Below are 15,008 nucleotides of genomic sequence, written 5' to 3' on the forward strand. Positions count from 1 at the left end.
GACATCGATGGACTCATCGTCAACAGAGTGAGTTCGTACGAGACAATTGCTTCCGACCTCGGCATTCAGCCGCAATGGATGGCCCAACTGCCGTCGGAAGGACGGATGAGCGGCACTTCGATCGAGATGGCTGCCATGGCGATCGCGACCGGACTGTGCAGGCGTGTCGCACTGGTCTACGGAAACAACGGTCGCTCAGCCGGCGCGACATACGGCGGCGTGGTGGGCGAGGCATACGGCACTTCCGCGGACCTCACGGCTCCTTACGGCTTCACATCGCCAGGTGCCTTCTACTCCATGATGTACCAGCGTCACAAGCACCTTTTCGGCACGACCGACGATCAGCTGGCTACGATAGCGATGACGTTCCGTCACAACGCGTCCTTGAACGAAAATGCTGTCATGAGAACGCCACTCAGCCGCGAGGATTACCACAACTCGCGGTACATCGTCGAACCCTTGCACGTGATGGACTACTGCTTGATCAACGACGGCGGTGTCGCGCTGATCATGTGTGCTGCCGATGAAGCTCGCGACTACCCCCATCCACCCGCCTACGTGCTCGGATTCGCACAGCAGGGCCAGTTGGTCAATTCCGACTTTCCCCCCGAGGACTTCTGGTGCGGTGCCACCGCCGCAGTCGGTGAGCGCACGTACCGCATGGCTGACGTAAAGCGCGAGGACGTAGACGCGCTGATGGTGTACGACAACTTCAGCCCGAACATCCTGTTCGCACTCGAAGGACTCGGATTCTGCGGGCAGGGCCAGGCGGGCGAGTTCGTTCAGGACGGTCGGATAGGTATCGGCGGAGAGCTGCCTCTCAACACGAGTGGTGGTCACCTCTCCGAGAGCTATATGCAGGGGTGGGGATTGACCGTCGAAGCCGTACGGCAGATCAGACGCACCTGTGGCGACAGACAACTGGACCGTACATCGATTATCCAGTACGTGTGTCCATCTCCAGTTGTCTCGTCAATCATCTACGGGTCGGAGAATTGAAATGCACAGCAAAAAACCGCCTTTCACGCCGTCCGATAACCGTCTGACACACTATTTCGATGCGCTGGATCGACACGAACTGACCACCACGCGGTGCACGTGTTGCGGAGTTGGGCAGTTTCCGCCTCGGACAGCGTGTTCCTTCTGCGGCGCCTTCGACGCCTTCGAGTGGCTGACATCTGCCGGAAAGGGCACTATCTGGACGTTCGGCGTTTTCCATAAGATGTACTTTCCGAACTTCGGGCCTGATCCGTACAACGTGGCAGTAATCGAACTCGACGAAGGCACCAAGCTCATCAGCAACGTCGTTGGTACCGAAAACTCAGAACTCGAGATCGGAATGCGGGTACGCGCGGTATTCATCGACGCAGGCGAGCACAGCACGGTTCGATTCGAACTCGAGCCCGATGCGCAGACCGCACAAGAAAGGGAATCCTGATGTCCACGCAGGAGAAGTCAAAATCGTCATTGTCGCTGCCCGAGGGCGCAGAGTTGATCGCCGAGGGTATCGGGTTCACCGAGGGCCCGGCAAAGATCAGTGATACATCGGTGGCCGTCACCAGTATCAATCGGGGGAAGATCTACGAGGTCCCCCTCGATGGATCGGGTCCGATCCCGTTGTGTGAGACCGGAGGTGGCCCCAATGGAATCGCCCTTGGACAGGACGGCGAGTTGTGGATCACCCAAAACGGTGGCACCGCAATGCCCTCACGCTCACCGCTCCACGCGACCCCCTCACTGCAGCGCTGGAAGAACGGGGCACTGACCGTTGAACTGACGGACGCTGTCACCGCCCCGAGCGACTGCGTCATCGGACCGGACGGGCGCTTGTGGTTCACCGACACCGCAGAGCACGCCGTCGGCGAAGCCGTCAAGCCTGGCCGCCTGCACGCCTACGATCCGACAACTCGCCACTGCGAGACGCAACTGGGCGGCCTCATGTTCCCTAACGGCCTGGCATTCGACGGCAGCCGTGAGCGACTGTATGTCGCCGAAACCGCAACGGACACAGTCCGCCGATACAAAGTCTCGTCGAGCGGTTGCTCACCCGACGGATGGGAGGTGACGCTGGGCAACGGCAGACCTGACGGCATGGCAATCGACAGTGCCGGATGGCTCTGGATCGCCGGCAGCTCGGGTGACAACGTCGTCGCGATCGACGACGACGGAATAATTCGGTACGAACTCACCTTCGGCACAGAGGTTCTTGTGACCAGTGTGTGTTTTGCAGGAGCCGACCTCGACAGGTTGATCGTCACCATCGCCAAGGGAGGAAGCGTCGTTTCTCTTCCTGCAGTTCACCCTGGCCTTCCACTCCCGGTCACAGCACTGTGAGCGCCGACGAAGTCCGCGCCAAGATTCAGCGGGTGTACGGAACGATCAGCGATCAGTGGGAAACGCTGATAGAGATCGACATCGAGTTCGCGGAGGCCTACGCCGAATACATCGAGGCGGCCTACGCGGCCGAAGACCTCGAACCCCATATCCGCGAGTTGCTACTCTTGGCGCACGACGCATCGATGACCGTTCTCGAACCCCACGGCGTCCACCAGCGCATTCGCCGCGCACTGGAGCTCGGTGCGCGCCGGCGCGAGGTCCTCGACGTACTCGAACTGCTGTCAATGATCTCCACACACAGCCTCGCGGTCGGACTGCCCCTCGTGTTCGACTCCGCTGACTACCGCGTGCCGGACTCCACTCGCGGTGGGTACTGGGACGCATTCGAGGTGCCTTTCCCTGGAGTTCACGGGATGATGGCCGAGCACACTCCGCGCTTGTTCTCCGCCTACCGCTCGATGGGCCGCGTGTTGTGGCGAAAGGATGGTCTCGCCCCGAAATGGCGGGAGCTCGCCCTGGTCGTGGCCGACCTCTCCACGACCCATCTGTACAGCAGCGGCGCAAAACTACACATCGACAACGCGCGACGTTACGGAGCGACCGACGCGGAGATCGTCGCCGCGTTGGGACTTACCGTGCCGTTCTCGGTCAACACCATCGAAGTCGGCTTGAGTGCATTCGCCGACCTCCTGAGCCACTCACCGCCTACTGCTGGATGATCTGTCTCCGGGATGAGGAATGGATGTCTCCCCAATCGAGGGGACAACACCCGTTCGTCGACCCGCCCTGGGAGAGGTCGCCGGGCGGCAGAGAAGACCGACACCGAACCCCACATCGGCACAATTCGGGCTCATCCCTTCAATTGGGTCGTACAAGCAAGTGGTGCTGTCCAGCGCCCGGACGTGGAAGAAGTCCCCATGAGCTACAACCTGAACGACGAAGAGACGTTTCTCGTCAAGACCGTCCGCGACTTCATCGATCGGGAGGTCAAGCCGACGGTGCAGGAGGTCGAGCACGCAGGCGAGTACCCCGAGAAGTGGATCGAGCAGATGAAGCAGATCGGCATCTACGGACTGGCCGTGCCGGAGGAGTACGGCGGGATACCGGTGTCGATGCCGTGCTACGCGCAGGTCACCGAGGAACTAGCCCGGGGCTGGATGTCGCTGGCCGGGGCGATGGGCGGGCACACCGTCGTCGCCAAGCTGCTGGTGCTGTTCGGCACCGAGGAGCAGAAGCGGCAGTGGTTGCCGAGGCTCGCGACCGGTGAGGTGCGGGCGACGATGGCGCTGACCGAGCCGGGCGGCGGCTCGGACCTGCAGGCGATGACGACCACTGCCAAGCGCGACGGCGACGACCTGGTGATCACCGGCGCGAAGACGTGGATCACCAATGCGCGTCGCGCCGGGCTGATAGCCCTGCTGTGTAAGACCGATCCCACCGCGCAGCCGCGCCACAATGGCATCTCCGTGGTCCTCGTCGAACACGGGCCCGGCCTGACCGTCTCGCGGGATCTGCCCAAGCTCGGCTACAAGGGTGTCGAGTCCTGCGAGCTGAGCTTCGACGGCTACCGCACCCCGGCCACGGCGATCCTCGGCGGCGAGCCCGGCAAGGGCTTCGCGCAGATGATGAAGGGCCTCGAGACCGGGCGTCTGCAGGTCGCCTCGCGAGCGCTCGGTGTCGCGGCCGCGGCGCTCGAGGACTCCCTGAGGTACGCGCAGCAGCGGGAGAGCTTCGGCCGGCCAATCTGGAAGCACCAGTCGATCGGCAACTACCTGGCGGAGATGGCCACCAAGCTCACCGCGGCTCGACAGCTGACGCGGTACGCGGCGGAGAAGTACGACAGCGGTGAGCGCTGCGACATGGAAGCCGGCATGGCGAAGCTGTACTGCTCGGAGGTCGCGATGGAGATCGCGTTGAATGCGGTGCGTATCCACGGCGGCTACGGCTACTCCACCGAGTACGACGTCGAACGCTACTTCCGCGACGCGCCGCTGATGATCGTCGGCGAGGGCACCAACGAGATCCAGAAGGGCGTCATCGCGTCCCAGCTCGTAGCACGCGGCGGACTGTGACGACCGGCACTAGATGCACCCGGCCATCAGGTTGGTGCCAGCCGACTGATCGGTGGGAGACCTCCGAGTGCGGTGTGACGACGTCGAGTCGTTGTAGTACTCGACCTATGGTGCAAGTGCGGTAGCACGTCGGTGTTGTTGGTGAACACCTGCCGGTACGCCCATTCGATTTGCAAGGTGCGGTTCAGTAGTTCGACCCTTCCGTTCTGCCGGGAGCTATCCGGACGAATGAACTTCTGCCGGATGCCGTGCTCGACACAGACCTGGCGCAGTGACCAGCGGTAGGCTCAGGCGTTGTCGATCATCACCGTTTGATTCAGTCGATGCCGTAAGCGGCGAAGTAATCTACGGCTCGTTGCAGGAATGCAGCGCAGGTGGGGCCCTTTTCGTCGGGCAGGATCTCCCGAGTAGGCAAGTCGCGAATGGTCGTCGACCAAGGAGTGGACGTAGTCGAACCCGATCAGGGTGGAGCGGTCACGCGTAATCGAGGCGGCGTTGCGTCCGTGAGCGCGCCATCACCTCCGTCCGGTATGCGGCTGATCTTATAGACATCCATGTGCACCAACTTGCTGGCCGGTCACGCTCGTACCGTACGGCGGGGGCCTTCGACGAACGGATCGTCTCACCGGAGATCGGGTCGAGGGTGCACAAGCGGGGAACCCCGTGGCGAGCGAGCATTCTCGAGACGGTGCGAGCAGTAACGCCGAGTTCGGCGGCGATCCAGTCCGGGCCGCGGCGTTGTCGGCGGCGCAGCTCGATGATGCGGTGCTTGACGTCCCGGTTGGTTCGTTGCGGGCTGGTGCGCGGTCGAGACGACCGAACACGCAGTCTGGGTTCACCTTCGGTGGCGTATCGGTCGATCCACTTGCGGACGCATTTTCGGGAGATGCTCATGGCTTTGGCGATATGGGATTGAGGACAGCCGGCGCGGTGCCGCTCGACGATGAGCAGTCTGCCGCTGACGGCAGTGCGTGCATTGCCGTGGGAAACCGGAATCTCCGGGTGGACGTGGCCTCAGAGGGGACGTCTCGTACGGACCGAGCATTTCGGAATGACAGAAGGGCGGTCAAGTCGTCATGCTGTCGAGGCGTTTGGCGTGGCGCTTGCAGGGATCAACAGGCGCTGATAGTTGAGAGCCAATCACGCCAGAATGCGTCCGCCCTTCAGATGAGAAAAGACCGGCGTTCGCTGGTCTCGACATCCCACCCGAGCGACCCAGGGGTCGGCGCCCAATCGCACGGCCTCCGGAAATGCACGCAGTTGTAGAGTTTGCCTTTCGGGAATCGGACACTTTCACACCGGATAGTCAGCTCCCCGCAGTTGATATCGGACATCCCAATTGGAACCGTCGACGGTGCGTGCGTCATCCGGACATACCCTCGTCTTTGCAGCCAGATAGGAGCTTTGCATTGAACACCGTGATCGACAAACTCTTCATTACCCCGATGTCGTGGCTGGCTGTTGCGGGTCATGACGTTGTAGACACCAGCTCGAGGGGTTGAAGAAGGCGGACGGGTCCTCCGACGGCAGGATGGGAAGTACCACCAACTCATCCGCCGAACGAAAGAACCCGTCCGTGCTCCACCGTAACGCCCCGCTGTCCGTCGAAGGTCGCCGCCGTCTCGTCGAGCGCTGCCAGACCCGCCCGCTCTCCCACGTTGCCGCCGAGATGGGGATCTCCCGAGCCTGCGCCAGCAAATGGATGGCCCGCTACCGCGAACACGGCGAACTCGGTCTGCTCGACCGCCCCAGCGTGCCGCACCACCAGCCCACCGCAACACCGGCCGAGACCGTAACGCGGATCGAGACACTGCGCCGGACCCGCAAATGGTCCGCAGCCCGCATCGCCCACGAACTGGGCGCCGACGGCATCACCATCTCGGTGCGCACCGTCAGCCGACACCTCGCTCACCTCGGCCTGAACCGGCGCAAGTTCCTCGACCCGAACGGCGAGAACAACCGGGAACCACGCCGAATCATCGCCCGCTGGCCCGGCCATATGGTGCACGTCGACATCAAGAAAGTCGGCCGTATCCCCGACGGCGGGGGTTGGCGGGTCCACGGTCGTGGCAGCAACCAGGCGAAGAAGGTCGAGCGCGCCAAAACCGCCGGTGCCCGCGCCGGCTACGTCTATCTGCATTCGGCGGTCGACGGATTCTCCCGCCTTGCCTATACCGAGGCGCTGAACGACGAGAAAGCCGCCACGGCAATCGGGTTCATGCACCGCGCACGGGTGTTCTTCGCCGCCCACGGAATCGTGCACATCCACCGGGTCGTCACCGACAACGGGTCCTGCTACCGGGCGAAGGACTTCGCGAAAGTCCTGCACGGTGGCCGGCACCAGCGGATCACCCCGTACACGCCCCGTCACAACGGGAAGGTCGAGCGCTACAACCGGATCCTTTCGGAGGAGTTCCTCTACGCCCGCGTCTGGGCCAGTGAACGGCAACGCGCCCAGGCGCTACACGTGTGGAATGTGCACTACAACTATCATCGCCCGCATACTGCCGTCGGTAACCGGCCGCCCGCGAGCAAACTCCGGACCGGTGTCACCAACGTCATGGCCTCATACAGCTAGCGGTGCCGATCGTACTGCTCGACCACATGCTGGCACCGGACTTGCCTGAACTACGCCGCCTGGCAGCCCGGTCCAGAACCTAGGCAGCTGCCGTTCACTGAATATTTATCCCATAGTGCTGCAACGAGAGTGTCGTTGCAGCACTGAGAGCGTGTCTCATGTAGGGGTGTGGGTTGTGGCGCGGTACATGATGTAGGCGTCGATCGACGATCGCGAGGTGTTCACGGCGAGAGCATTCGCGCTGCCGCAGGCATCACCTGCTTCATGAGGCTCTTCGCACAGGCCATTCCTATGGGCGCTCCGGTTGTGCGGGTGCAACAGTCGCTGTGGGCGTATGTCTACATCGGTGACCAGCGGCCGGTTGCCATGTAGGTGATCCAGCAGGGCAAAGATTGAATTGAATGCTGGTGTAATAAAGCAAAATTGAGTGTTATTTCAATGTCGACAGTGGATGTGGTCGCCGGGGAGGACGGCCATACCTGTCGATGGCTCGTTCCACAAGCATCCGCCGCAGGCAGTATGTCGGGCCAGCGGTGTGCGTGCAGCCTGGGCGAGGCGGCGTGCCTTCTGTGTGCGGGCACGGGCAGATCCCGACACCCCCCTGCATTCGGGCTGCCGGAGCCCTGCTTCGATGATCGAGGGATTATCGAAGCAGGGCTTTCGCCCTTTGCAGGACATCACCCCCTATTTGGCGAGCTTGTTCCGGCACGTCAATGCGGCGGCGAGTTGTAGGAAGCCGACGAAGGGCTCGCCGTGGCGTTCGTAGCGGATCGTCAGTCGGTGGTAGCCGGTCAGCCACACCAGAGTGCCTTCGATCTTGCACCGGGCGCCGACCCAGGCGCTCACTGGTGTCGATGCCTCGGCGCGCGATCCGGGACGATGCCTCGGGCGCGCAGTCACCGGCGGTGGACGGGGTAGTCGTAGCCATTGTCCGCCGCAGTCGGCCGGGTCGGCGGCTCCGCGGACCACGGCATGAGCGCGTCTCACTGACCTCGGGGAACAGCTCGCTCGTCATTAGATCCCCGTGTTCTCACAGCGCTCTGAAGCGCGCCGCACTCGCTCTCGCATCGGACAGCAGTGAAGACGGTCGCAGTGAAGCCAGTATGGGCGTACACGCTCGGCGTCATCGAGCCGCACCACGGCCTGCGCCAGTTCGGGCTTGGCCAGGCGGCGAGATTCTTGAGGTGCGCGCCGCCGAAGATCAGGCACAACACCGCCAAGTGACTAGTGTACTGCGTCATAAATTGAACAGGTTATTTACTGATCTGTTGTTGTGATGGTCGGGTTGATCGTGGCCAGGTAGTCGGCGAGAGACTTGAGGATCTCGTCGGCGGTCTTGGTCCAGCGGAAGGGGCGCGGATTGTCGTTCCACTCGTCGATCCATGCGGTGATGTCCTTCTCGAGGGCTTCGACCGAGGTGTGGACGCCGCGGCGGATGAGTTTGTCGGTGAGCAGACCGAACCAGCGCTCGACCTGATTCATCCAGCTCAAGCCGGTCGGCGTGAAGTGGACGTGGAAGCGCGGGTGCCGGGCCAGCCAGGTCTTGATCTCGGGAGTGTTGTGGGTGGCATAGTTGTCGCACACCAGGTGCACGTCGAGGTCGCGGGGTACAGCCTTGTCGATGGTGATCAGGAACTTGCGGAACTCGATGGCGCGGTGACGGCGGTGCAGTGCACTGATGACGGTGCCGTCGGCGATGTCGAACGCCGCGAACAGGCTGGTGATGCCGTGACGGAGATAGTCGTGGGTGCGGCGCTGCGGAGTGCCGGGCATGATCGGAAGGATCGGTTGCGACCGGTCGAGGGCCTGGATCTGGGACTTTTCGTCGACGCAGAGCACGACCGCCTTCTCTGGCGGATTGTGGTACAAACCAACAACATCGACGACCTTCTCCACGAACAACGGGTCGGTGGACAGTTTGAACGAGTCCTGCAGATGCGGTTTGAGGTCGAACTTGCGCCAGATCCGGCCGATGGTCGATTTCGACAGTCCGGTGCGCTCCGCCATCGACGCCCGCGACCAGTGGGTGTCCTTGCCGGGCGTCGACTCCAAGGTCGCGATGATCACGTCTTCGACCTGGTCGAGCAGGATCGACGGCGGTCGGCCCGGCCGAGGCTCGTCGACCAGCCCGCCGAGCCGGCCGGTGAGGAACCGCTGCCGCCACCGATCCACGGTCGACTCGTCGACACCGAGATCGGCGGCGGCCTGTTTGTTCGTCCCACCTTCGGCGCAGCGCAGCACGATCTTGGCCCGCATCGCAAGGTACTGAGCGGTTTTCGCCCTCCGTGCCCACGAGGTCAGCTGCGCGCGCTCGTCCTCGCTCAACACCAGTTCTGCCTTCGGGCGCCCGCTGCGCCCGGCATCGGCCAGCCCGTCGAGCCGGTCGGCGGCGAACTTCCGCCGCCATTTCGCCACCGTCGCCACCGCGACACCGAGATCGCGTGCAGCACCGGCGTTCGACGCACCTTCGGCGCAGGCTAACACGATGCGCGCCCGCTCGGCCTGCCGCCGGTCCGCAGACTCGGCTCTGTGCGTCAGCTCGGCACGTTCCGCCGCGGACAATGTGATCTCGACAGCCGAAGGCCCACGATGCGACATAAGAACAAACTATAAACTAACTAGTGCAATTTCTGACGCAGTACACTAGTGCCGCGTCAGTGAACCTTCACCTCGTCATGATGTGACACGCTGATCGGGTGGTAGAACGAGTACGAGTGCGAGAGGTCGACGACGAGGGCAGCCGGTTGGCTGGTGCGGATCATCCGCTGCGGCACCGGTCGGTGGTGACCTGGCGACGGGCGACGTGGTCCTACTCTCGGCCCAGGGCATGGCTGTGCCGAAGATCGCCGAGAGGTCGCCTATATCCCGACCAACAGTTCGTGGTTGAACCGGATCGAGGCGCAGTCACCGCGCTGCGGTACTTCGCGCTCGACGGCACCGACTACCCCAGCTGCCGCGAGCAGGCGTCGATGATCCGTCGCTACATCACCTGGCGCAACAAACCTGCCGAGGACGAGCGTTTACGCGAGATCGTCGACAGGGCAAAGATAGCCTCATACGGCACTGGCAGGTCCCCACAACGAGGACACCCTCACCTGGCTGCCGATCCCCGATGTGAAGAGCCCTGCTCGTCGCAGCGTCCGAGGGTATCGACGAGCAGGGCTCTGACAGCCCGAGGCAGGGGTTCGGGATCTGTCCGTGCCCCCCACGGAGGGCACGACACCTCGCCCACTCCGGACGCACGCCCGCTGGTTTGACACCGGGCCGCGGTGGTGTTTCCTGGGCGAGCCGTCAACAGATGAGGTCGGCCACCACATCTGCCGGCGACGGCAGTGAAGCACTCAACCTTCTTCTTCCACAACAGTTTGACTGGCCGACTTTTCGTCTGGAACATCGGCACCAGCGTTGAATATCATCAAGTCGAGCATCCGTTCCCGGAAAGATCGCCCCCCGACAGCCCCCCACGCCCCTCTGTGCCAGCACAGACCCCCGCGCCTTCTGGTCCGATCGAACACTCGCCCCGGCACATCCGTTCCCGACCCGAACGAGACGCATGAGGTCGCACACCAACGAGGACGCCGGAGCAGTACGGGGTATGGCGATCCCGTCCGTGGTCGTCGGATCGAGGTTGAGGTCAGAATTCCGCGGCGAGAGCAGCTCCCGCGACGAACAACCAGCGCTCGGCGTCGAGCATCGCAGCAGCTGACGAACCCGACAGAGTAGATAAGGACAGCGCCGAGTGGTTCATCCCTGGGGCGATCTGTCCCACGACGAGTCGCGTAGGTACGTCAGCCGTCGAGCAGAGCTCCAAAACATGCCCCACGAGTTTTCCAGTAAGAGACGTGGGATCGAGCCGTCCTTCGCCCGTGACAACCAGGTCGGCGGTAGCGACCGTGCTGCGCAGACCGGTCAATTCCGAAATACGCTCCGCACCGGGTGCGATGCGCGCACCCCAAGCCGCAAGCCCGAACCCGACTCCGCCGGCGGCACCCGTCCCTGGGACTTGTGCTGCGTCGGCAAACCCGGCTTCGTCGAGTGCGGTAGCCCACCGGCGCAGGCCCTGATCCATCAATTCGAGATCCGTCGATCGCGCCCCCTTCTGCGGGCCGAATACGTACGCGGCACCGTTGGCGCCGTAGAGAACAGCCCTTGTGTCGGTGAGGATCTCGATACCACCGGAGGGCAGGTGGGGTAATGCAGATCGGTCGACGAACGCAAGGTCGAGAAGCCCCGCGAGCCCCTCTCGGACCGGTCGGTGCTTGGAATCACGGATCTCGAGGCCGAGCGCACGGAGCACTCCGCTGCCTCCGTCGGTCGAGGCGGCGCCGCCCAGGGCGACTGTGAGTGAGTGCGCACCACGGCGCAGAGCGTCGTTGATCACCTCACCGAGGCCTCGGCTGGTTGCTCCGAATGGATCCAATCGCCCCATGTGGGCGATGCCTGACGACTGTGCGAGTTCGACGAAGGCGTGATGGTCTGCGTTCATCAACCATCGTGCGCACACCGTTCGACCGTCCGGACCGGTGACGTTCTCCGTCACATTCCACTGGAGGTCCGGCAACGACGCGGCGATTACCTCGAGAGTGCCCTCGCCGCCGTCTGCTTGCGGGACCAGGTGGAGGTCGTCGCCTTCGCGTACCGAACGCCACCCCGCGGCGAGGGCTGCGGCAACTTCGACGGAGCCGAGTGACCCCTTGAACGAATCCGGGGCGAAGACGACCTTCATGTTCGTCACCTCAACAGCGCCGGTCGCACGAGGTCGAGATAGCGGGCCTTCATCATCTCGACGACCTGGTGTCCATCGGTCGACCAGATGCTCTCGTTGAAGATCTCGACTTCCACATCTCCCCGGTAGCCGGCGCTGCGGACACTGGCGCTCAGGGCCTGGAAGTCGATGACGCCGTCTCCCATCATGCCGCGCGTGAGCAACGGATCTGCTCTCATCGGTACGAGCCAATCGCACACCTGATACGAACTGATTCTGTCTTGTTCACCGGCGCGCGCGATGCCTGCGCCTGCCTGTGGATCCCACCAGATGTGGAAGGTGTCGACGACGACGCCGACGGTCTCGGCCGGGTGCGGCTCCGCCAGGGTCAATGCTTGACCGAGCGTGGAGATCACCGCCCGATCGGCGCAGTACATCGGGTGCAGTGGCTCGAGTGCCATGCGCACACTCCGCTCGCGTGCGTAGGGCACGAGCTCGGCAAGACGATCTTCGAGTCGTCGCCGAGCACCGGTCAGGTCTCGGTCGGGGATTCCACCGGCGACGATCACGAGCTCGCGGGTACCGAGTTCGGCGGCCTCGTCGATCGCTCGCCGGTTCGAGTCCAGCGCTGCGGTGGGATCACCGAGGTCGGTCAGAAACCCGCCTCGACACAGGCTGGATACGCGAATTCCGGCATCGCGCACAATCCTTGCTGCCGTCGTGACGCCGACTTCTTGGACACGATCTCGCCAGAGTCCGACGGCGCCGAGTCCGGCAGCGGCTGCTGCGTCGACCGCCTCGCGCAAGGTCCACGACTTCGTCGTCATGGTGTTCAGCGAAAGGTTGGCGTAGGGGTTGGCCGATTCGGTTACGGCGTCCCGCAGTGCAGTGGTGGTCATGATGTGATTCCGTTGAGTTCGAGATAGAGGCGCATACGATGCGCGGCGATGGGGGGGTCGCTCAGCAGACCGGCCTTGTCGGCGAGGACGAAGAGTTCGGTCAGGTGCTCTACCGAGCGGCCGCTTGTCAGCCCCCCTACCATGGCGAATCCGGGCTGTTTGCCGTTGAGCCAGGACAGGAAAGCGATGCCGGTCTTGTAGAAGTAGGTGGGCGCCGTGAAGATATGCCGGCCGAGTTCGCGGGTCGAGTCCAAGAGCTGTCGGGCGCGGTCCTTGTTTCCGGCGTCGAGTTCCTGCAAGGCACTCGAGGCTGCCGGATAGATTCCGGCGAACACCCCGAGCAGGGCGTCGGAATAGCCTTCGCCGTCACCGAGGATCAGTTCCGGGTAGTTGAAGTCGTCACCGGTGTAGAGGCGCACTCCGGCTGGAAGTGCGCGACGCAGTGAAACTTCGTGCGCCGCGTCGAGCAGGGACACCTTGACACCGTCGATCTTCTCGCTGTGACTTTCGATGAGAGCGGTAAAGACCTCGGTTGCGGCTGGAATCTCCTCGCTGCCCCAATATCCCTGCAGTGCCGGGTCGAACATCGTGCCGAGCCAGTGCAGAATCACCGGCTGGTCGATCTCCGAGAGCAGCGTCCGGTATACGGCGAGGTAGTCCTCGGACGAGGTCGCGACTTGCGCCAGAGCCCGTGAGGCCATGAGGATGACCTTCGCGCCCGCGGAACGTACGACGTCGATTTGTTCTCGATAGGCGTCGAGGACAACTGCAAGACCGTGTTTGCCGGTCGGCAGATGCGCGAGATCCGTGGGATCCAGTTGGTCGGTGCCGGCGCCGCAGGCGATACTGCCGCCCACTGCGGCTGCTTCTGCGCTACTGCGCCGGATCAACTCGGCGGTGGCGGCCCAGTCCAGCCCCATGCCCCGTTGGGCGGTGTCCATCGCGTCTGCTACGCCTAGACCGTAGGACCACAACTCGTGCCGGTAGGCCAGGGTGGTGTCCCAGTCGAGGTCGGCAGGGGCACCGGGGACGTTGGGGGCAAGCGCACGAGGAACGACATGGGCGGCGGCGTAGGCGACACGCGAGGTCAGGGGCGCCGACGGTTTACGCCAGAGACCGGGCTCGCCGAGCTCGTAGTTCTCGAGTCGTCCGGACCGCGGCAGGGTGACCGACACCCGCGTCGTCGAAACGGTCACAGCGTGATCTCCGGAACCTCGAGCCGACGGCCCTCCGCGGAGCTCTGCAGACCGAGTTCAGCGAGCTGGACCCCCCGAGCCGCGGACAGCAGGCCGAAGCGGTGGCGCCGGCCAGCCACGACGTCACGGAGGTACTCCTCCCACTGCAACTTGAACCCGTTGTCGAGGTCGGCGTTGGCAGGTACCTCCAGCCACTGGTCACGGAACGACTCGGTGACGGGCAGATCCGGGTTCCACACCGGCTTCGGAGTGTGTGCGCGCTGCTGAGCGACACACTTGTTCAAGCCAGCCACGGCGGATCCGTGCGTTCCATCGACCTGGAACTCGACCAACTCGTCGCGGTATACCCGCACCGTCCAGGAGGAATTGATCTGGGCGATCACACCGTCTTCCATCTCGAAGATGGCGTACGCTGCGTCGTCTGCGGTCGCGTCGTACGGCTGGCCCGATTCGTCCCAGCGGGTGGGCACATGGGTCACGGCCTTCGCCATGACGGACTCCACCCTCCCGAGAATCCCTTCCAGTACATAGTTCCAATGACAGAACATATCGACAGTGATGCCGCCGCCGTCTGCAGACCGGTAGTTCCAGCTCGGGCGCTGACCCGGCTGAAGGTCGCCCTCGAACACCCAGTATCCGAACTCGCCGCGCAGAGAGAGGATACGGCCGAAGAATCCTTCGTCGACCAGGCGCCGCAACTTCACCAACCCGGGAAGATACAGCTTGTCGTGCACTACGCCGGCGTTCACCCCGGCATTCTCGGCAATGCGCGCGAGTTCGACGGCTTCGGTCAACGTCTCCGCAGTCGGCTTCTCGGTGTAGATGTGCTTGCCCGCCTTCATAGCCGAAGTGAGGGCTGCACAGCGTCGGGAGGTCACTTGGGCATCGAAATAGACATCGATCGTGGGATCGGCAAGGACCGATGCGAAATCGGTGGTCCACCGTTCGATGTCGTGCAACGCGGACAGTTCGGCCAGCTTGTCGGCATTGCGGCCGATCAGGACTGGCTCGACATCGACGCGTGTGCCGTCGTCGAGAGTCAGCCCGGAATCACGCAGGGGCAGGATCGACCGCACGAGATGCTGTCGGTAACCCATTCGTCCGGTGACGCCGTTCATGGCGATACGCAGAGTTGTGCGGGGAGAAGGTGTGGTCATGGGATGGGCCTATTCTGTGATGGCTGCAAACGCCTGCGAAGGAGCGTTCAGAGTCTTGACTGGG

The 15,008-nt window shown here is 63.4% G+C and carries 12 protein-coding genes and 2 pseudogenes; 6 read left to right on the forward strand and 8 right to left on the reverse strand.

What is annotated here, in order from left to right; all coding sequences use genetic code 11:
- The first annotated feature begins 27 nt into the window (after nucleotides 1-27).
- The 5 genes from ACWPQI_RS00555 to ACWPQI_RS00575 all read left to right on the forward strand — a co-directional run bounded on the left by ACWPQI_RS00555 (nucleotide 28) and on the right by ACWPQI_RS00575 (nucleotide 4,409).
- Nucleotides 28-999, forward strand: coding sequence for a thiolase C-terminal domain-containing protein (locus tag ACWPQI_RS00555; protein ID WP_304563127.1), 972 nt, complete (start codon nucleotides 28-30; stop codon nucleotides 997-999).
- Between the two features lies 1 nt (nucleotide 1,000).
- A complete protein-coding gene (locus tag ACWPQI_RS00560) occupies nucleotides 1,001-1,438 on the forward strand; it encodes a Zn-ribbon domain-containing OB-fold protein (protein ID WP_082335464.1) in 438 nt (145 codons plus the stop codon).
- Nucleotides 1,438-2,334 (forward strand): SMP-30/gluconolactonase/LRE family protein, encoded by an 897-nt coding sequence (locus tag ACWPQI_RS00565; protein ID WP_059174309.1) that lies wholly within the window; start codon nucleotides 1,438-1,440, stop codon nucleotides 2,332-2,334. Before ACWPQI_RS00560 ends, ACWPQI_RS00565 begins: the two co-directional genes overlap by 1 nt.
- Nucleotides 2,331-3,056 (forward strand): carboxymuconolactone decarboxylase family protein, encoded by a 726-nt coding sequence (locus tag ACWPQI_RS00570; RefSeq protein ID WP_059174308.1) that lies wholly within the window; start codon nucleotides 2,331-2,333, stop codon nucleotides 3,054-3,056. Before ACWPQI_RS00565 ends, ACWPQI_RS00570 begins: the two co-directional genes overlap by 4 nt.
- 198 nt (nucleotides 3,057-3,254) lie before the next feature.
- Nucleotides 3,255-4,409, forward strand: coding sequence for an acyl-CoA dehydrogenase family protein (locus ACWPQI_RS00575; protein ID WP_059174317.1), 1,155 nt, complete (start codon nucleotides 3,255-3,257; stop codon nucleotides 4,407-4,409).
- A gap of 26 nt (nucleotides 4,410-4,435) precedes the next feature.
- Here the strand turns inward: ACWPQI_RS00575 and ACWPQI_RS00580 are convergent.
- Nucleotides 4,436-5,405 (reverse strand): annotated as a pseudogene (locus ACWPQI_RS00580) (IS481 family transposase).
- 580 nt (nucleotides 5,406-5,985) lie between these two features.
- On the opposite strand from ACWPQI_RS00580, the gene ACWPQI_RS00585 reads away from it, so the two are divergent.
- Entirely contained in the window at nucleotides 5,986-6,987 is a 1,002-nt protein-coding gene (locus ACWPQI_RS00585) for an IS481 family transposase (RefSeq protein WP_040269858.1), read from the forward strand.
- A 684-nt stretch (nucleotides 6,988-7,671) separates the two neighbouring features.
- On the opposite strand, the gene ACWPQI_RS00590 is transcribed toward ACWPQI_RS00585, so the two are convergent.
- The 7 genes and pseudogenes from ACWPQI_RS00590 to ACWPQI_RS00620 form a co-directional block, all read right to left on the reverse strand.
- Entirely contained in the window at nucleotides 7,672-7,833 is a 162-nt protein-coding gene (locus tag ACWPQI_RS00590; protein WP_474738867.1) for a hypothetical protein, read from the reverse strand.
- Nucleotides 7,817-7,969 (reverse strand): annotated as a pseudogene (locus tag ACWPQI_RS00595) (IS5/IS1182 family transposase); the annotation flags it as partial. The gene ACWPQI_RS00590 and the pseudogene ACWPQI_RS00595, both read right to left, overlap by 17 nt.
- 275 nt (nucleotides 7,970-8,244) lie before the next feature.
- Nucleotides 8,245-9,585: an IS630 family transposase gene (locus ACWPQI_RS00600; RefSeq protein ID WP_082335498.1), complete on the reverse strand. Its 1,341-nt coding sequence runs from the start codon at nucleotides 9,583-9,585 to the stop codon at nucleotides 8,245-8,247.
- Between the two features lie 1,036 nt (nucleotides 9,586-10,621).
- Nucleotides 10,622-11,713: a glycerate kinase gene (locus ACWPQI_RS00605; protein WP_474738572.1), complete on the reverse strand. Its 1,092-nt coding sequence runs from the start codon at nucleotides 11,711-11,713 to the stop codon at nucleotides 10,622-10,624.
- Between the two features lie 5 nt (nucleotides 11,714-11,718).
- A complete protein-coding gene (locus ACWPQI_RS00610; protein ID WP_474738573.1) occupies nucleotides 11,719-12,591 on the reverse strand; it encodes a sugar phosphate isomerase/epimerase family protein in 873 nt (290 codons plus the stop codon).
- Entirely contained in the window at nucleotides 12,588-13,787 is a 1,200-nt protein-coding gene (locus ACWPQI_RS00615) for a dihydrodipicolinate synthase family protein (RefSeq protein WP_474738574.1), read from the reverse strand. The genes ACWPQI_RS00610 and ACWPQI_RS00615 overlap by 4 nt, the downstream gene beginning before the upstream one ends.
- On the reverse strand, nucleotides 13,784-14,944 hold the full coding sequence (locus ACWPQI_RS00620) for a Gfo/Idh/MocA family protein (protein WP_474738575.1): 1,161 nt from the start codon (nucleotides 14,942-14,944) through the stop codon (nucleotides 13,784-13,786). The genes ACWPQI_RS00615 and ACWPQI_RS00620 overlap by 4 nt, the downstream gene beginning before the upstream one ends.
- Nucleotides 14,945-15,008: the final 64 nt, after the last annotated feature.

This window comes from Rhodococcus sp. LMD (genome assembly GCF_056108245.1).